This is a genomic window from Croceibacterium soli (genome assembly GCF_009828065.1).
Classification (GTDB): domain Bacteria; phylum Pseudomonadota; class Alphaproteobacteria; order Sphingomonadales; family Sphingomonadaceae; genus Croceibacterium_B; species Croceibacterium_B soli.
The window spans coordinates 330,606-348,376 of the sequence record NZ_WTYK01000001.1 but is presented as its reverse complement, the minus strand read 5'-3'; the positions used below and the strand labels follow the sequence as shown (position 1 = coordinate 348,376).

Here is a 17,771-nt window from a genome sequence, read left to right as displayed (position 1 = left end):
TCCCCAATCCTCCCCCTCCGGCGAGGATTTGTCGCGGATTAGAAAGGAAGCGCCTGCCCGGCGGCGATCAGGACCAGCGCGAAGGCCGTGACGATCGCCACACGCGCGGCTTCCGTCAGGCGGCCGGTCAGTTGCCGGGATCTGGCGGGAATGCGCGTCATGCGGCCATTCTCCGCCCGAAGGGCTAACGAAACCCTAACGCGGCGCTTTCGGCACGTGCTGGCTGGCGCAGTGGAAGCTGCCGCCGCCCGACAGCACCGCATCGGCAGGCACGCCCACCACGGCCCGGCCGGGGAACAGGTCCCCGATGGCGGCAACCCCGTCGGCGTCGTGTATCGTGCCGTAAGTCGGCACCACGACCACGTCGTTGCAGATCGTGAAGTTCATGTAGCTCGCCGGCTCCACCAGGTCGGCCGCCTCGATACGCCCGGGCGAAGGCACGTCGCGCACCGACACGCCGAAGTCGCGCGCGCGGGCGCGGGCGTCCTCGTAGATCGCGGCGTTGGGGTCGTCGGGGCCGGTCGCCAGCGGGATCGCCAGCTCGCCCGGGCCGACGAACCGCGCCAGGTTGTCCACGTGCCCGTCGGTGTGATCGCAAGCGAGGCCTTCGCCGAGCCACAGGATCCGCTCGAACCCGAGCTCGCTCCGCAGCCGCGCTTCGATATCCGCTTTCGAGAGATCGGGGTTGCGGTTCGGATTGAGCAGGCACTGCTCTGTGGTGACCACCAAGCCCGTGCCGTCGCTGTCGATCGCGCCGCCCTCCAGCACCCAGTCCGACTGCTCGACCGGCAGCCCACCGGCCGCAGCGAGGGACCGGCCGACTTCCTGGTCGCCTTCCATGTCGTCGTACTTGCCGCCCCAGCCGTTGAAACGGAACTGGCGAGCGAAGCGCCGGCCGGCTTGGTCGAACAGCGCCAGCGGCCCCGTGTCGCGCAGCCAGATATCGCCGTAAGGGTGCCGCTCGATCACCACAGACCCGGTCACCAGCTGCCGCGCACGCATCTCGTTGGCGGCGTCGTGCACCACCAGCCGCACCTGCTGGCCGGTTTCGGCGACAGCATTGGCGTAAGCGGCAATCTGCTCCTGCGCGGGAAGGGTGAACTCCTCCCACAAGTCGGCGCGGTGTGGGAAGCCGATCCAGATCCATTCCTGCTCCGCGAATTCGGCGGGCATCGGCAGCGGGGTGTTCATCGGTTCAGCATCCTCCAGGCGCGGCGCAGCGTTCGTCGCGGATGCGGCGGAACTCGTCACCCGGCAGCCAGTTCGGCCAGTCATCGGTCTCGGCCATCTCGCGGCCGAGCAGGTAGAACAGCTCGAGGTCTTCCGCGACCCCGCGCCAGTCCCAGTTCGGATCGTATTCGTCGTCCGGCCCGTGGTACATCTCGTCGCGGTACATCGCCGCCCAGGCCGCGCCGGCTTCGCGGCCCCCTTCGACCAGGTCCTCCCCGCTGTCGAGATAGAACATCGGCACCCCGCGCTTGGCGAAGCTGAAATGGTCGGAGCGGTAGTAGTAGCCGGCCTGCGGCGCCGGGTCTGGCGTGGCGGTGCGGCCAACCCGCGCGAGCGCGCGATCGAGGTATGCGTCGAGCTCGCTCTTGCCGCCGCCGATCACGGTCACGTCGCGCGCCGGGCCGGCGAGGGAGAGGGCGTCCATGTTGAGCCCGCCGACCGTCTGCTCCAGCGGGAAGACCGGGTTGGCGCCGTAATACTCAGAGCCGAGGAGCCCCGACTCCTCCGCCGTCACGGCGAGGAACACCAGCGAGCGTGCCGTCGGGCCTGCCCGCCTATGCGCGTCGGCCAGGGCGACGAGCGCGGCGGTGCCGGTGGCGTTGTCGATCGCGCCGTTGCAGATGTCGTCACCTTCGGCATTCGGCGTGCAGCGGCCGAGGTGATCCCAGTGCGCGGTGTGCAGCACGTATTCGCCGGGCCGCTCGCTGCCCGGCAGCACGCCGATGACGTTCTTCGAAGCGAACTTGCGGATATCGTTATCGAAACTGGTCGAGACCTTGAGCCCGAGGGGGACCGGCTTGAAGCCCTTCCGCTCCGCCGCCGCCGAAAGCGCGGCAAGGTCCTGCCCGGCCGCCGCGACGATCTGTTCGGCCGCCGCCTTCTGCACCCAGCCGTTGACCAGCGTCTGGTCGGCCCCGCCGTTCGGCCGCTGGGCATAGGCCTGGGGGCCCGTCCAGGAGCTTTCGACGACGTTCCAGCCGTAGGAGGCGGGGAAGCTGTCGTGCACGATCAGCGCGCCTGCGGCGCCCTGGCGGGCGGCCTCCTCATACTTGTAGGTCCAGCGCCCGTAGTAGGTCATCGCCCGGCCGTTGAACGGACCGTCGAGACCTTCGCTGCGATAGTCGGGATCGTTGACGAGGATGACGGCGGTTTTGCCGCGCATGTCGATCCCTTCGTAGTCGTTCCAGCCTTTCTCCGGCGCGACGATGCCGTAGCCCACGAAGACCAGCTCGCTGTCCTTCAGTTCGGTCCGCGGCTGTTCGCGGTAGGTCACGCCGACCCAGTCGCTGCTCGGCTGCAAGGCCAGCGGCGCGGCGGCGTTGGGTATGGAGACGGTCAGCGGGGCGAGGTTCTTGCCGGTGATCTCGACCAGCGGCACGTCCTGGAACCAGCTACCGTTGTTGCCCGGCTGCAGCCCGGCTTCGGCGAATTTCTCCACCAGGTAGGCGAGGGTCTTCTCCTCGCCGGGCGTGCCGGGCTCGCGGCCCTCGAACGCATCGGAGGAGAGGGTGCGGGTCATCTCCTTCAGCGATTCGACCGAGATCGGCGGCACGGCGGCCGGTCCGGCAGTAGGCGCGGGTACGGTGGTGCAGGAGGCGAGCGCGAGAGCGGCAAGCGGGCCGCAGGCATATCGGAGCATGGAAATTCCTTTCCGGGCGCGAACCCTGATCATGCACCCTCCCTGCCAAAGCCGCCGCCGCGCCACAAGCGCCCTTGCCCTCGCGCGCTCGCCCATGCAGGTGAGCGTGCGATGGCCGATCCCACTGCAGCCGACTGGAAAGGCGCGCTCGCGCGGGCGAGAGCCCATTCGCCGTTCCTGACGATGGGGCTCGACCGGCAGCCGGAGCTGGAGCGGCTGCTGGGCGAAGGGCGCGGCGAGGAAGCGCTGGCCCATGCCCGCTCGCTGAGCACGGAAAGCGATGACGTCGGCTTGGCGCTGCGCCGCGAGCGGTGGGCGCTGGCCGTGTCGCTGGCCGTTGGCGACCTTGCCGGCGCCTTCCCGCTGACGCGCGTGATGGGGGAACTGAGCGCCTTCGCCGACCGTGCTCTCGACGCGGCCATTGCCGGGGCGATCCGTGGCCGCGTGCCGGAGGCGGAACCGGCGGGGTTCACCGCGCTGGCGCTGGGCAAGCACGGCGCGGGCGAGCTCAACTACAGCTCCGACATCGATCCGATCCTGCTCTACGATCCGGAAGCCCTGCCGCGGCGGGAGCGGGACGAGCCCGCCGAAGCCGCGCAGCGCTATGCGCGCAAGATCCTGGAGCTGCTGAGCCAGCAGACCGGCGAGGGCTACGTGTTCAGGGTCGACCTGCGCCTGCGCCCCGCTTCGGAAGTCAGCCCGCTGGCGATCTCCTTCGACGGCGCGCTGTCGCACTACGAAAGCTCCGCCATCGCCTGGGAACGGGCCGCCTTCATCCGCGCCCGCGCAGCGAGCGGCGATGTCGCCGCAGGCGAGGCGTTCCTGCAGGCGATCACGCCGTTCGTCTGGCGTCGGAGCCTGGACTTCACCGCGATCGAGGAAATTCGCCGCCTTACCCGCCGCATCCGCGATCACCACGCCGGTCCGCGCGAGCCCGGCCCAGGGTTCGACGTGAAGCGCGGGCGCGGCGGGATCCGCGAGATCGAGTTCTTCGCCCAGACGCACCAGCTGATCCACGGCGGCCGCAACCCGGCGCTGCGGCTGCGCGGGACCCGCGCCGCGCTTGACGCCCTGGCCGCCGCCGGGATCGTGCCCAAAGCAGACGCGACGCTGCTGGGCGAGCGTTACGACCGGCTGCGGACGATCGAGCACAGGCTGCAGATGGTCAGCGACCGCCAGACCCATTCGCTGCCCACGGACGTCGCCGCCATCGACAACGTGGCCCGGCTCGATGGCCTGCCCGACGGCGCGGCTCTGATCGGCGAACTGCGCACGATCACCGGCGAAGTTGCCGCGCTCTACGACGGATTGCTCGACCGGCCGGAAGAGCGCGCCGCCTCGCGCCCGGCTGCTCCCGACAGCGGCGTGATCGCCATGGTCGAAGCGCGTATCGACAAGTGGCGCGAGACGCTGCGGACCTTGCGCGGCAGCGAAGCACGGGCCGCCCTCGCCGCCGTGCGCCCCGCGCTTGTCGAAGCCCTTGCCGCCGCGCCGGAGCCGGAACGCGCGCTGACCAGGCTAGAGACGGTGCTGGAGAGGGTCCCGACGGCGATCAACCTGTTCCGCCTGTTCGAGGCGCGGCCCGGGCTGCTCGACCAGGTCTTGCGCGTGGTCACCCTGGCCAAGCCGCTGGCCGACGACCTCGGCCGCCATCCCGAGCTGCTCGACGCGCTGATCGACGCCCGCGCGCTCGACCTGCCGGGACCGGTTGAGAGCATCGCCGAACGCATGCGCCAGCGCGCGCCGGACTACGAGCGGCGGCTCGACCGCATCCGCGAGGTGGTCGGCGAGGAGCGCTTCTCGCTGGGCGTGCAGCTGGTCGAAGCGCGGCACGACCCGATCGAGATCGCCGCCGGGCTCTCCCGCGTCGCCGAAGCGGCGCTGGAGGCTGGAGCGGAGGCCGCGGCCGGGGAGTTCGAGAACGTCCATGGGCGGATCCCCGGCGGGGACCTGCTCGTGCTTGGCCTCGGCCGGCTCGGCGGGGGCGCGCTGACCCATGCCTCGGACCTCGACGTGATCTACCTCTTCAGCGGAGAGATCGGCGTCGAGTCCGAAGGCGCGCGCCCGCTCACCGCATCGCTCTACTTCAACCGCCTGGCGCAGCGGGTCACAGGCGCGCTCAGTGTGGCGACGGCCGCGGGGGCGCTGTACGAAATTGACACCCGCCTGCGCCCGCAAGGGGCGCAAGGGCCGCTCGCCGTCAGCCTCGACAGCTTCGCCCGCTACCAGCGTGAGGACGCCTGGACCTGGGAGCACATGGCGCTGACCAGGGCCCGCCCTCTGGTCGGCCCCGAAGGCGCGCGCAGGGAGCTGCAGGCCATCATCGACACCGTGCTGCGGCAGGAGCGCGATCCCGCGAAGCTGCGCGCCGACGTGCTCAAGATGCGCGGGGAGATCGCCGCCAACAAAAACCCGGCGGGCCCTCTAGACGCCAAGCTGCAGCGCGGCGGGCTGGTCGATTGCGAGTTCATCGTCCACTACCTGCAACTCCGCGAGCGGATCGCCCTTTCACCGGATTTGGCCCCGGCGATAGAGGAGCTCATGGCGACCGGGTTGCTGCCGCCCGAGTTCCGCGCGCACTACGACCTGCTGAGCCGCCTGCTGGTGGCCGTGCGGCTGCTCGCTCCCGACTGCCAGCCGCCGCCGGAAGCCGCGCGGAGGGTTCTCGCCGCCGCCTGCCGGACGGAGGATTTCGCCGGGCTCTTGCATGCCATCGATGCTGCGCGCCATGCGGTCATCCGTACATGGGCCGAGACGTTCGGCGAAACCCTGGAGGAACCACGATGACCGACCGCCCCGACGTAGGGGATGCCCTGCCCGACATCGCCCTGGAGATGCCCGAAGGCGGCAGCGTAAAGCCGTCGGACTTCCGCGGCCGCAAGCTGGTGCTGTTCTTTTACCCGAAGGACGACACCCCCGGCTGCACGACCGAGAACAAGGATTTCTCCGCGCTCGCAGGCGAGTTCGAGAAGGCCGGCACGGCGCTGCTGGGCGTGAGTAAGGATCCGCCGAAGAAGCACTTGAAGTTCGCTGCGAAGCACGAGCTGACGGCGCCGCTGGCATCCGATCCCGAAGCGGACGGACTGGCCGATGCGCTCGGCATCTGGGTGGAAAAGAGCATGTATGGCCGCACTTACATGGGGATGGAGCGTACAACCTACTTGCTTGACGCCGATGGGACGATCTCCCGAATCTGGCGCAAGGTAAAAGTGAAGGGGCACGCCGAAGAAGTCCTGGCGGCGGCCAGGGCGCTCTGATGCAGACTGCCGCTCAGGCGATCCGGGAGGCCCTGCTGACGGGAGATGCGCGCGCCAAGGTCATGGCCGCGCGGCGCATCGCGCGCGACTGGCGGCTTGGCCGGCTGGCACCCGTGTTCGACATTGCGATGCCCGAACAGCCGCGCTGGCCGGAAGGGCTGGAGCTGCTGCCGCCGAACCGAATGCCCAAGCGCGGCAAGGGCGGCTCGCTGAAGAACAGCATCGCGCTGTGGCACTCCCTGGCGCACATCGAGTTCGTGGCGATAGATCTCGCGCTCGACATGGCGGGGCGCTTCGGCGGCACGATGGGCCCGGAGTTCATCGGCGATTTCCTTGCCGTCGCCGCCGACGAGGCGATGCATTTCGCGGTCGTGGAACGGAAGCTGGCGTCGATGGGCGCCCGCTACGGCTCGCTGCCCGTCCACGCCGGGCTGTGGGAAGCCGCGCACGAGACGCGGCATGACGTCGCGGCCCGCCTGGCCGTGGTGCCGATGGTGCTGGAGGCGCGGGGACTCGACGTCACGCCGGCCATGCTGGAGCGAATCCGGGCCTCTGGCGACCATGGCGGAACGGCCATTCTCCAGCGAATCCTTGACGACGAGATTCGCCATGTCGCGGTCGGCGCAAAACACTTCCGCGAAGCGAGCCTCATGCGCGACGAACCGCCGCGCAAATTGTGGCAAACGCTGGTGAAACTGCATTTTCGCGGGGCGCTGAAGCCACCGTTCAACGACTCGGCGCGTCTCGCAGCCGGTCTGCCGCGCGATTGGTACGCGGCTGTTGCGTAATTAACTTCTTCCCGGATACCCCACAATCAACGAGACGGGCGGGGGGTTCCGACCTTTCTCAAAAAATCCGGAGCTTAGGCTCCTTCGCGGTTCGCCGGCGCAGTCGGCAGGCCAGTCGAAACACGGACGGGAATTCAGGTCGCATGATTTTCAAACAGGCTCTTCGCGCTGTCGCAGGTCTCGCCATCGCCGCCGTTGCGATGGCCGCCACCCCGGCAATGGCGAACGAGACCGCCACCACCACGCAGATCTCCGGCGCCCTCAAGGGTGAAGCTGCCGGCCCGCTGGTGGAAGGCGATAAGGAGTTCAGCCAGCTGTTCGCCAACTGGAAGCAGCTCGAAGGCGGTGTCGGCGGCGTGGCCGCGGCGCGCCCGGCCGTTTCGGTGCCCGCAGGGATGCCGGTCGGCGGCGTCCGCCTGACCAGCGACTACGGCATGCGCACCCATCCGGTGCTCGGCGGCCGCCGCTCGCACAACGGCGTCGACCTGGCCGGCCCGACCGGCACGCCGGTCTATGCCACCGCCGACGGCGTGGTCGGCAAGGCCGAGTATTTCGGCAGCTACGGCAACTACATCCAGATCGAGCATGGCGGCCAGCTGGAAACCCGCTACGCCCATCTTTCGGGCTACACGGTTTCCGCCGGCCAGAAGGTTCGCAAGGGCGACCTGATCGGCTATATCGGCAGCACCGGCCGTTCGACCGGCCCGCACCTGCACTACGAAGTCCGCATCGCCGGTGACTCGGTCGATCCGCGGCCCTACATGATGGCCGATGCCGGCAACCTGGTTGCAGGCCACGGCGGCCAGGGCGGCCCCGAAGACTAAGAGATTTGCTTGGACGGCAATAAAAAGGCGGCAGGTCATCCTGCCGCCTTTTTCGTTTCTGGGCTCGCAACCTGATCCTCCCCCTTTGGGGGAGGTGGCAGCGCGAAGCGCTGACGGAGGGGGCCTGGCCTGGCTCTACCGTTCTACCAGGCCAAAGGCCCCCTCCACCACGCGCTTCGCGCGCGGTCCCCCTCCCCCAGAGGGGGAGGATTTTCTTGCTAGCCTCCAGCCAGCAGGCGCTCCGCGATGGCGCGGATTTCGCGGCCCATGTCCTCCCGCTCCAGCGCCAGCGCAAGGGTCGCCTCGACGAACCCGGTCTTGCTGCCGCAGTCGTAGCGGCGCCCGGCGAAAGTCACCGCGTGGAACGGCTGCTGGCCGATCATCCGGGCCATCGCGTCGGTGAGCTGGATCTCGCCGCCGGCGCCTTTTCCCTGCCCTTCGAGCGTGCGCATCACTTCCGGCTGCAGGATGTAGCGGCCGGAGACGATCTTGTTCGAAGGGGCCTCCTCGACCGGCGGCTTCTCGACCAGACCGAGGACTTCGGTCAGCGCGCCGTTCTCCGCGCCCGGGGTGATCACGCCGTAGCTGGAGACTTCCTCGCGCGGGACTTCGAGCACGCTGATCAGGTTGCCGCCGACTTCGTGGTAGGCTGCGACCATCTGCGCCATGCAGCCCGGGGAGCCGACCATCAGCTCGTCCGGCAGCATGATCGCGAACGGTTCGTCGCCGACGATCGCCCGCGCGCACCAGATCGCATGGCCCAGGCCCAGCGGCACCTGCTGGCGCACGGTGATCATGTCGCCGGGCGTGAAGCGGGTCGATTCCAGCACATCGAGGCTCTTGCCCCGCTCGGCCATCGTCGTTTCGAGCTCGTAGGCAATGTCGAAGTGCTCGACGATGGCGGTCTTGCCGCGCCCGGTGACGAAGATCATCTGCTCGATCCCGGCCTCGCGCGCTTCGTCGACCGCGTACTGGATCAGCGGCCGGTCCACGATCGGCAGCAACTCCTTCGGGATCGCCTTAGTTGCCGGGAGGAAGCGCGTGCCCAGCCCGGCGACGGGGAACACGGCTTTGCGGATCGGTTTGCGGCTGCTCATCCACCGGCGATAGGATCCCGCGCGGCGCTCCGTCAACAATTCGCGCGGCCCACAACGCGCGTCGCTTCGGCGCATCCTGCCGGACCCATCACCGCCACCGCGCGTTGGGGCGGCGAAGAAGGAGAACTTGCATGGCACTGCTCAAGATGGCCGCGCTCGGAGCGCTGGGATACGCCGGTTACAAGTATTTCGAGAAGCACAAGGGCGGACACCGCGCTGCTTTCGCCGATGGCCAGGGGGCCGACGACAATTTCGCGCAAGTGCGGGACGCCGGGCCGAAAGCGATGGCCGACAAGCCGGTGCGTGACTGGTCCAAGGCCGACGAAGCCAGCGACGAGAGCTTCCCCGCGTCCGATCCGCCCTCGACTTACTGAGCCGCGCCGCGATCCGCCTGCCGCGCGGCGAGCCACAGGCGGATCGCCCCGGCCAGGCCGGGCGGCGTCTGCACGCGGATACGCTCCTCGTCGATCCGCGCGACGAGCGCGTTGATCGGCAGCGCCTCCTGCTCGGCGGCCTGGCGCAGCAGGTCCCAGAACAGCGGCTCCAGGCTGATCGAGGTCTTGTGGCCGGCGATCTCCACCGAGCGCTTGACCGGCGGGTGGTAGGGCACTTCGCTCATCAGGCGGAGCGGTCCGGGCCGAGCATCGCCTCCGGCCGCACGATCCTGTCGTAGTCCTCGGCGCTCACCGCACCGCTCGCAACCGCGGCCTCCCGCAGGGTGATCCCCTTCTCGTGCGCCGACTTGGCGATGGAGGCCGCCTTGTCGTAGCCGATCGTCGGGGCCAGCGCGGTGACCAGCATCAGCGAGCGCTCGACGCCGGCGGCGATGTTGTCCTCGCGCGGCTTCAGCCCCTCGAGCAGGTTTTCCGTGAAGCTGGCTGTGGCGTCCGCCAGCAGGCGGACCGACTGCAGGAAGGCGTTGGCCATGACCGGCCGATAAGTATTGAGCTCGAACTGTCCCTGGCTGCCGGCGAACTGGATCGCCGCCTGGTTGCCGAACACCTGGGCGCAGACCTGGGTCAGCGCCTCGCACTGGGTGGGATTGACCTTGCCGGGCATGATCGAGGAGCCGGGCTCGTTCTCCGGCAGGGCCAGCTCGCCAAGGCCGGAGCGGGGGCCGGAGCCGAGCAAGCGAATATCGCCCGCGATCTTGTGCAGCGCCGCCGCCAGCGTTGCCAGCGCCCCGTGGGCGAACAGCAGCGCGTCCTGCGCGGCGAGGGCCTCGAACTTGTTCGGCGCGGTGACGAACGGCAGGCTGGTGGCCTGGGCGATCTCGCGAGCGACGCCTTCGGCGAAGCCTTTCGGTGCGTTAAGCCCGGTCCCTACGGCGGTGCCGCCCTGCGCCAGTTCGTAGAGGCCCGGCAGCGTGAGTTCGATCCGCTCGATCCCCGCCTCGACCTGCCGCGCATAGCCGGAGAATTCCTGCCCCAGGGTGAGCGGCGTGGCGTCCTGCGTGTGCGTACGGCCGATCTTGACGATGTGGTCCCACGCGGCGCTTTTCGCCGCCAGGTCCCCGTGCATAGCCCGCAGCGCCGGCAGCAGCCTGCCGGCGATCTCGCGCGCCGCGGCGATGTGCATCGCGCTGGGGAAGGTGTCGTTCGAGGACTGGCTCATGTTGACGTGATCGTTCGGATGGACCGGGCTCTTGGCGCCCAGTTCACCGCCGAGCGCCAGGTTGGCCCGGTTGGCGATCACTTCGTTGGCGTTCATGTTGCTCTGCGTGCCCGATCCGGTCTGCCAGACGACCAGCGGGAACTCCTCGTCCAGCTTGCCCTCCGCGACTTCGGCCGCGGCAGCCTCGATGGCTTCGGCCAGCCTGGGCTCGAGCAGGCCGAGCGCACGGTTGGTCCGCGCCGCCGCGCCCTTGATCAGGCCCAGCGCATGGACCAGCGGCAGCGGCATCCGCTCCCCGCCGATGCGGAAGTTCTCGCGGCTGCGCTGGGTCTGCGCGCCCCACAGGCGGTCTGCCGGGACGGCGATCTCGCCCATGCTGTCGGTTTCGATGCGGCTCTGGGTCATCCGCGCAATATGGCGACGGTGAGCCGGTGGGGAAGCGATTTAATGGCGCGGTCGCGCTTGGCCGCTCCGGTGGTGCCTGAGATTCTCACGCAAAGGCGCAAAGGCGCGAAGAGTAAGGCCAGCTAACGTGGTTGTCTGACTCACACGAAGGCACGAAGACACGAAGGTGTTGCGCCCGCGCAGCAGGCGACTGCCCATTCCCGTCTGAAGCAGAAGGCGGCTCCGCCGCAGCACCTTTGCGCCTTCGCGTGATTGAATAATCCTCCCCCTCTGGGGGAGGGGGACCGCCGCCGAAGGCGGTGGTGGTGGGGGCTTGGCCTGGAAGAACGGTAGAGCCAGGCCAAGCCCCCACCGTCAGCGCTTCGCGCTGCCACCTCCCCCAGAGGGGGAGGATTTGGGTGGGCCTCGCCGCCCTTCAGTACATGTGCTGGCCGCCGTTGATGCTCATGGTGGAGCCGGTGACGAAGCCAGCTTCTTCCGAGGCGAGGAAGGCGACGCCGCGGGCGATTTCGTCGGCATGGCCGAGGCGGCCGACCGGGATGCGGGCGACGATCTTCTCCAGCACGTTCTCCGGCACGGCGGCCACCATGTCGGTGTCGATGTAGCCCGGGGCGATGGCGTTGACGGTGATGCCGAAGCGGGCGCCTTCCTGCGCCAGGGCCTTGGTGAAGCCGTGGATGCCGCTCTTGGCCGCGGCGTAGTTGACCTGTCCGTACTGGCCGGCCTGCCCATTGATCGAGCCGATGTTGACGATCCGGCCCCAGCCGCGCTCCTTCATGCCCGGGAACACGGCCTTGGCCATGTTGAAGCAGCCGCCGAGGTTGATCCGCATCACGTCGTACCAATCGTCGAAAGTCATCTTCAGCAACGTGCCGTCGCGGGTTATGCCGGCATTGTTGACCAACACTTCGATCGGGCCGACCTCACGCTCCACCTGCCGGCAGCCTTCGAGAGTGGCTTCATGATCGCCGACGTCCCACTTGTAGGCGGGCATCCCCGTCTCCTCGGAGAAGGCGCGCGCCTTCTCCTCGTTGCCGGCATAGTTCGCCACGACCGTCAGGCCCTGGTCCTTGAGCGTTTCGCAAATGGCGCGGCCAATGCCGCGGGTGCCCCCGGTAACGATCGCAACGCGAGACATGAATCGCAATTCCTTTCAGATGCCCTCTCCGTTCCTGCGATTAAGGCGCGGGGGCGAACGGCGCAAAGAAAAACCCCGCCGGAGCGGGGTCTTCGAAACAATTCGCAGCTATCGGGTCAGAAGCGGAACTGGGTTCCAACGTAGACGGCCTGGCTGTCCAGTTCCGGATCGGCCAGCGGGGCGATCCTGTCCCGCTCTTGCGAGTAGCGCACGCCGGCGGTGACATCGAGATTGCGGGTCAGGCGATAGCTGCCGGCCACATCGAGCGTCTGGTCGCCCAGCGCATCGTGGGTGCGCGGCGCGCTGCCCGCCTTGTCTTCCTGATCGAGAGCGATGCGCGCTCCAAACCGGCTCGGCTCTTCCTTCACGCCGGCGCTGGGCTTGTAGCTGGAAAGATCCGGGATCGCCGCGTCGGACAACTTCTTGGACAGTTCGCTCGGCTGAGCGAAGCTCTGGTAGCCGCGGGACAGGCCGAGGTTGTAGCGCACGGGTGCAAGGCGGACGACGCTGCCCAGCGCCATCTGTTCGCGCGCCGCGGCGATGGCCGAGCGGACCGAGATCGCCTTGGCCGAACCTTCGTCCACCCGCACCGCCACTGTGACCGAACGCGATCCGCGCTCCGCCACGCCGGCAGGCGTAAAGCGCATCAGCTTCTTGGAGCCGGTCGCCCGCTCGGCCACGAACTTGGCGAGCTTGGGATCGACCGAAGCCGGGGTGAATGCAAATCCGGACAGGCCCGGCCGCTCCTCGTTGCCCAGGGCGTCGATCGCGAAGCTGGCGGTGGGCACGCCCGCGAAGACAAGCGCCGCAGCCGCCACCGACGCGGTCAGGCCGCCCCGTTTGCTGCTGATCCGCCCGTACAACATGTCGCGAAGCCCTCTCCTGGTTCCCCCGTCCAACTGACGCTTGCGGCACTTAACGGTTCCTGACCGTCAGAGAATCGCCTCGCGCCCGTGGACTGGATTGCATGATAGGCACTGCCGGACTTGCGGCCTAGCTTTGAATCGCCGCCAGGCGGCTGTTTTCACACAGTGTTGCAAGTCTCACACAGAATCGCCGCCGGTTAAGCCCGGGTTCACGGTCCGGGCGGCCATTCGGACGCTCAGCCGGCTTGCCGCCACGCCACTTGTCGCTCGCGGCTGGAAGGCTATAGAGGCGATCACGGGCGTGCCCAGCCCCCACAGCATGACAGGATCGAGAATGGCATTTCCGACTACCCGCGCCGCAGCTTCCCGCATCCCGGCCGCGCGCAGCATCGCTCGTGCGGCGCTCGTCGGCGGACTCGGCCTGGCGCTCGTGGCCTGCGGCGGACGGGAACGGCCCCAGGCCGATGTCGCTGCCGCGAACGTGACCGCGATCGGCGTCAATTCCTACCTCTGGCGCGCCACGCTGGAAACCCTGTCGTTCATGCCGCTGACCCAGGCGGACAGCGCGGGCGGCGTGATCGTCACCGACTGGTATGCGAACCCGTCCAATCCGGGAGAGCGGGTCAAAGTGACCGTCTCGATCCTCGACCAGGACCTGCGCGCCGATGCGCTGCGCGTCGCGGCGAGCCGCGAAGTGCAGCAGGGCGGCGCCTGGGTCGCCGCGCCGGTGCAGGCCGCGACCGTGCAGAAGCTCGAAGACATCATCCTGACCAAGGCGCGCGACCTGCGGCGTACCGACATCGGCTGAGGGGCCGACAATGAGCGATAGCCGTTTCGACGCCCGGTTCGACCCCGGGCAGGCCGACGGGCGCTGGCAGCGCGCGTGGGACGACGCGCAGACCTTCCGCGCCGACGATTCCAGCACCAAGCCGCGCAGCTATGTCCTGGAGATGTTCCCTTATCCATCGGGGCGCATCCACATCGGCCACGTGCGCAACTACACGATGGGCGACGTGCTGGCCCGCTACAAGCGGATGACCGGCCACGAAGTGCTCCACCCGATGGGGTGGGACGCCTTCGGCATGCCGGCCGAGAATGCGGCGATGGAGAAGAAGGTCCACCCCGGGGCGTGGACCTACCAGAACATCGCCAACATGAAGGCGCAGCTCAAGCGCCTCGGCTTCGCGCTCGACTGGAGCCGCGAACTGGCGACTTGCGATCCTGACTACTACGGGCACGAGCAGGCCCTGTTCGTCGACCTGTTCGAAGCCGGCCTGGTCTACCGCAAAGAAAGCGCGGTCAACTGGGACCCGGTCGACCAGACCGTGCTGGCCAATGAACAAGTGATCGACGGCAAGGGCTGGCGCTCCGGCGCGCCGGTCGAGAAGCGCAAGCTGAGCCAGTGGTTCCTCAAGATCACCGACTTCGCCGACGAGCTGCTCGAAGGTCTCGGCACGCTGGAGGAATGGCCCGACAAAGTCCGGCTGATGCAGGAGAACTGGATCGGCAAAAGCTCCGGCTTGCAGTTCTCCTTCAAGCTGTCCGACGGCGGCTCGCTGGAGGTCTATTCCACGCGGCCGGACACGATCTTCGGCGCCAGCTTCGTCGCGGTGGCACCCGACCACCCGGTCGCGCAGGCCGCTGCCGCGAACAATCCGGAGGCGGAAGCCTTCATCGAGCAGTGCAAGCGCGGGGGCACGACGGCGGCCGAACTCGAGACGGCGGAGAAGCTCGGCTTCGATACCGGGATCACGGCGACGCATCCGTTCAGCGGGGCGGAGCTACCGGTCTACATCGCCAACTTCGTGCTGATGGAATACGGCACCGGGGCGGTCATGGCCGTGCCCGGCCACGACCAGCGCGACTTCGAATTCGCCACCAAATACGGCCTGCCGATCGTCCGCGTGGTCGCGGCGAATGCTGCCGAGGCCGATGCTCCGCTGAGCGAAGCCGAGGCGGGCGACGGGATCCTGGTCAACTCCGACTTTCTCGACGGCATGAGCGTCGAGGAGGCCAAGCGCGCCGTGATCGGCCGGGCCGAGAGCGAAGGCTGGGGCCAAGGCAAGACCGTCTGGCGCCTGCGCGACTGGGGCGTTTCGCGCCAGCGTTACTGGGGCACGCCGATCCCGTTCATTCATTGCTCCGCCTGCGGCGTGGTGCCGGTGCCGAAGGACCAGCTCCCGGTCGTGTTGCCGGAAGATGTGGACCTCTCGGTCCCCGGCAACCCGCTGGTGCGCCATCCGACCTGGAAGCATGTCGACTGCCCGCAATGCGGCGGGAAGGCGGAGCGGGAGACCGACACGCTCGACACTTTCGTCGACAGCTCGTGGTACTTCCTGCGCTTTGCCAGTCAGCCGGCCGACCGCCCGTTCGATCCGGCGGAGGTCGCCCGCTGGCTGCCGGTGAACCAGTATATCGGCGGGGTCGAGCACGCGATCCTGCACTTGCTCTACGCCCGCTTCTGGACCCGCGCGCTGGCGCGGACAGGCAAGCTGGAAGTCCGGGAACCGTTCGCCAGCCTGTTCACCCAGGGCATGGTGACGCACGAGACCTATTTCCGCGAGATCGACGGACGCGAGGTCTTCTACAGCCCCGCCGAAATCGAGCGGACGAGCGCGGGCGCGACTCTCACGGAAGATGGCCAGCCGGTCGAGATCGGCCGGGTCATCAAGATGTCCAAGTCGAAGAAGAACACGGTCGACCCGGACGAAATCGTCGCCCGCTATGGCGCAGACGCGGTGCGCTGGTTCATGCTTTCGGACAGCCCGCCCGAGCGCGACCTGCCATGGTCCGAAGCGGGGATCGAAGGCTGCTGGCGCTTCGTCCAGCGCCTGTGGCGCCTGTTCGGCCAGTACGACGGCGGCGCCCAAGGCGAGGACAAGGCGCTCGCCCGCAAGACGCACCAGGCCATCGCCGCGGTGGGCGAGGACATCGAGGCACTGTCCTTCAACAAGGCCGTGGCGCGGATCTACGAACTGACCGCAGCGGCCGAGAAGGCGGCGCCTTCGGCGGACCGCAGCGCGGCGATCCGCACGATCCTGCTGCTCGCCTCGCCGATGATGCCGCACCTGGCGGAAGAAGGCTGGGCCGCCATCGGGCAGCAGGGGCTGGTCGCCGACGCGCCCTGGCCGGAAGCCGATCCTGCGCTGCTGGTGGAGGACGAAGTGACCATCGCCGTGCAGCACAAGGGCAAGCTGCGCGACACGCTGACCGCACCCAAGGGCGCCTCGAAGGAAGCGCTCGAGGCGCTTGCGCTGGCCAGCGAGAAGGTCCAGCGTTCGCTTGACGGAGCGGACATTCGCAAGGTGATCGTCGTGCCCGACCGACTGGTGAATATCGTAACATGACGCGCCTCGCGCTCTCGCTGCTGGCGCTGCTGACGCTGTCCGCCTGCGGGCTCCAGCCGATGTACGCCGGCGGCGGCAGCGGCGCGGTGGCGCAAGGGCTGGCGGCGGTCGAGGTTCCGCCGATAGAGGGCCGCGCGGGCTGGCTGATGCGCAACGCGCTGCGCGACCGGCTGGCCCAGTCCGGCGGCAGCGCGCCGGCGCGCTATCGGCTCGACGTCTTGCTCGACGACAAGCTCGAAGGCCTGGGCCTGCTGACCGACGACACCGTCGGCCGCGAACGCCGCACGCTGCGGGCGCGTTACCAGCTGGTCGACCTTGCCAGCGGCGAGATCCTGCTCGACGCCACGTCCGGCTCCGACGCCGGCATCGACGTGGTCTCGAGCGAATACGCGACCATCGCCGCCGAGGAGACGGCGCTGGAGAACCTGGCCAGGGATGTCGCCGACCGGATCGTCTCCCGGCTCGCGCTGACGCTTCGCGGGCAGCCGTGAAGGCCACGCAGCGGGACTTCCGCCAGAGCGCCCCGCGCGCCGCCCGCGACTGCCGCGTGTTCTTCTTCTGCGGCCCGGACGAAGCCGGCTGCTCCGCCGCCGCCGCCACGATCGTCGGCCTGCTGCCCGATCCGGGCGAGCGGGTCGAGCTTTCCGGGGGCGAGCTGCGCTCCGACCCCGTCCGGCTCGGGGACGAGGCCCGTTCCAGCTCGCTGTTCGGGGACGCCCGGCACATCTATGTCCGCGCCTCGGGCGACGACGCGCACGATGCGGTCAAGACGCTGCTCGACACGATCGACTCCGGAGAAGGCCAGGGCGCCTGCCCGGTCCTGATCGTCGCCTCCTCGGCGACCGACAAGGCGCGCACGGCCAAGCTGCTGGAAAAGCGCGGCGATGCGCTGGTGGCGATGTTCTATCCGCCCGACGTTCGCGACCTGACCGCCGAAGTGCGCCGTCTGGCCGATGCGGCGGGCCTGCGCATGCCGGCCGACATGCACGAGCGGATCGCACGCGGCTCCGGCCTCGACCTGCGGCTGGCGCGCTCGGAGGTCGAGAAGCTCGCGCTCTACTGCGACGCTTCGCCGCAGTCGCCGGTCACGGTGGATGCCGACGCGCTCGACCAGATCGGCGCCGCGACCGAGGAGGAAGGCTTCATGCCGCTGGTCAATGCGGTGCTCTCCGGTGACGCGGCCAAAGTGCCAGGAGAGCTGCGGCGGATGCGCGAGCTTTCGCTCAACCCCGTCGGCCTGCTGCTGGCATTCGAGCGGCGCGCGGCGCAACTGGCGCAGCTGGCGGCGCGGCTCGGCCCGCGCGGGGACGTGGGCGGTTTCGTCGAAGCGGAGCGCAAAGCGCACCGGGTGTTCTGGCGCGACGCCGGCGATCTCAAGGTCCAGCTCGCCCACTGGCGCGGACGCCGGCTCGACCGGCTTGTCCGCCGTCTGGCCGAGACCCACCGCAACCTGCTGTCGAACAGCCAGGCGGCGGAGACGCTGCTGGCCCAGGAACTCGCCCAGATCGCCCGTAACGCCATCGGCTCCCGGGCCAGCCGCTGAGCAGATCGCGAGCCTTGCCGCCA

At 68.9% G+C, this 17,771-nt stretch carries 17 protein-coding genes; 9 read left to right on the top strand and 8 right to left on the bottom strand.

Features of this window, described 5'->3' with window-relative positions:
• Window positions 1–38: 38 nt before the first annotated feature.
• From GRI75_RS14660 to GRI75_RS01740, 3 genes are read right to left on the bottom strand one after another with little or no spacing between them, the layout of a single operon-like run.
• A complete protein-coding gene (locus GRI75_RS14660; RefSeq protein WP_268891478.1) occupies window positions 39–161 on the bottom strand; it encodes a hypothetical protein in 123 nt (40 codons plus the stop codon).
• A gap of 34 nt (window positions 162–195) precedes the next feature.
• Window positions 196–1,191 (bottom strand): agmatine deiminase family protein, encoded by a 996-nt coding sequence (locus GRI75_RS01745; protein ID WP_160745206.1) that lies wholly within the window; start codon window positions 1,189–1,191, stop codon window positions 196–198.
• A gap of 4 nt (window positions 1,192–1,195) precedes the next feature.
• Complete coding sequence (locus GRI75_RS01740; protein WP_160745205.1) at window positions 1,196–2,869, bottom strand: M28 family metallopeptidase; 1,674 nt, start codon at window positions 2,867–2,869, stop codon at window positions 1,196–1,198.
• A gap of 111 nt (window positions 2,870–2,980) precedes the next feature.
• On the opposite strand from GRI75_RS01740, the gene glnE reads away from it, so the two are divergent.
• The 4 genes from glnE (at window position 2,981) to GRI75_RS01720 (ending at window position 7,738) form a co-directional block, all read left to right on the top strand.
• The gene (gene glnE / locus GRI75_RS01735) at window positions 2,981–5,656 is read left to right on the top strand and encodes a bifunctional [glutamate--ammonia ligase]-adenylyl-L-tyrosine phosphorylase/[glutamate--ammonia-ligase] adenylyltransferase (RefSeq protein WP_160745204.1); all 2,676 of its coding nucleotides are present in this window, start codon (window positions 2,981–2,983) and stop codon (window positions 5,654–5,656) included.
• A complete protein-coding gene (locus GRI75_RS01730) occupies window positions 5,653–6,126 on the top strand; it encodes a peroxiredoxin (RefSeq protein ID WP_160745203.1) in 474 nt (157 codons plus the stop codon). Before glnE ends, GRI75_RS01730 begins: the two co-directional genes overlap by 4 nt.
• Window positions 6,126–6,914 carry a ferritin-like domain-containing protein gene (locus tag GRI75_RS01725; RefSeq protein ID WP_202389526.1) on the top strand — a complete coding sequence of 263 codons (789 nt, stop codon included), beginning with the start codon at window positions 6,126–6,128 and terminating at the stop codon, window positions 6,912–6,914. Before GRI75_RS01730 ends, GRI75_RS01725 begins: the two co-directional genes overlap by 1 nt.
• Window positions 6,915–7,057: 143 nt before the next feature.
• Entirely contained in the window at window positions 7,058–7,738 is a 681-nt protein-coding gene (locus tag GRI75_RS01720; RefSeq protein WP_160745202.1) for a M23 family metallopeptidase, read from the top strand.
• Between the two features lie 218 nt (window positions 7,739–7,956).
• Here the strand turns inward: GRI75_RS01720 and GRI75_RS01715 are convergent, their stop codons facing one another.
• The gene (locus tag GRI75_RS01715) at window positions 7,957–8,835 is read right to left on the bottom strand and encodes a UTP--glucose-1-phosphate uridylyltransferase (RefSeq protein WP_160745201.1); all 879 of its coding nucleotides are present in this window, start codon (window positions 8,833–8,835) and stop codon (window positions 7,957–7,959) included.
• A gap of 131 nt (window positions 8,836–8,966) precedes the next feature.
• Here GRI75_RS01715 and GRI75_RS01710 point away from each other — a divergent pair, with 131 nt between their 5' ends.
• On the top strand, window positions 8,967–9,209 hold the full coding sequence (locus GRI75_RS01710) for a hypothetical protein (RefSeq protein ID WP_160745200.1): 243 nt from the start codon (window positions 8,967–8,969) through the stop codon (window positions 9,207–9,209).
• On the opposite strand, the gene GRI75_RS01705 is transcribed toward GRI75_RS01710, so the two are convergent.
• From GRI75_RS01705 to GRI75_RS01690, 4 genes are all read right to left on the bottom strand, one after another.
• The gene (locus GRI75_RS01705; protein ID WP_160745199.1) at window positions 9,203–9,454 is read right to left on the bottom strand and encodes a ribbon-helix-helix domain-containing protein; all 252 of its coding nucleotides are present in this window, start codon (window positions 9,452–9,454) and stop codon (window positions 9,203–9,205) included. The genes GRI75_RS01710 and GRI75_RS01705 overlap by 7 nt on opposite strands.
• Window positions 9,454–10,854: a class II fumarate hydratase gene (fumC, locus tag GRI75_RS01700; RefSeq protein WP_160745198.1), complete on the bottom strand. Its 1,401-nt coding sequence runs from the start codon at window positions 10,852–10,854 to the stop codon at window positions 9,454–9,456. Before fumC ends, GRI75_RS01705 begins: the two co-directional genes overlap by 1 nt.
• 415 nt (window positions 10,855–11,269) lie before the next feature.
• Window positions 11,270–11,992: an acetoacetyl-CoA reductase gene (phbB, locus tag GRI75_RS01695; protein WP_160745197.1), complete on the bottom strand. Its 723-nt coding sequence runs from the start codon at window positions 11,990–11,992 to the stop codon at window positions 11,270–11,272.
• A 116-nt stretch (window positions 11,993–12,108) separates the two neighbouring features.
• Window positions 12,109–12,858 carry a hypothetical protein gene (locus tag GRI75_RS01690; RefSeq protein ID WP_160745196.1) on the bottom strand — a complete coding sequence of 250 codons (750 nt, stop codon included), beginning with the start codon at window positions 12,856–12,858 and terminating at the stop codon, window positions 12,109–12,111.
• Window positions 12,859–13,192: 334 nt separating this feature from the next.
• Here GRI75_RS01690 and GRI75_RS01685 point away from each other — a divergent pair, with 334 nt between their 5' ends.
• The 4 genes from GRI75_RS01685 to holA are packed head-to-tail and all read left to right on the top strand — an operon-like array spanning window position 13,193 to window position 17,748.
• The gene (locus GRI75_RS01685) at window positions 13,193–13,666 is read left to right on the top strand and encodes a DUF3576 domain-containing protein (RefSeq protein WP_202389525.1); all 474 of its coding nucleotides are present in this window, start codon (window positions 13,193–13,195) and stop codon (window positions 13,664–13,666) included.
• Window positions 13,667–13,676: 10 nt separating this feature from the next.
• Window positions 13,677–16,205, top strand: coding sequence for a leucine--tRNA ligase (leuS, locus tag GRI75_RS01680; protein ID WP_160745194.1), 2,529 nt, complete (start codon window positions 13,677–13,679; stop codon window positions 16,203–16,205).
• Window positions 16,202–16,696 (top strand): LPS assembly lipoprotein LptE, encoded by a 495-nt coding sequence (gene lptE / locus GRI75_RS01675; RefSeq protein WP_160745193.1) that lies wholly within the window; start codon window positions 16,202–16,204, stop codon window positions 16,694–16,696. Before leuS ends, lptE begins: the two co-directional genes overlap by 4 nt.
• The gene (holA, locus tag GRI75_RS01670) at window positions 16,693–17,748 is read left to right on the top strand and encodes a DNA polymerase III subunit delta (protein ID WP_160745192.1); all 1,056 of its coding nucleotides are present in this window, start codon (window positions 16,693–16,695) and stop codon (window positions 17,746–17,748) included. Before lptE ends, holA begins: the two co-directional genes overlap by 4 nt.
• Window positions 17,749–17,771: the final 23 nt, after the last annotated feature.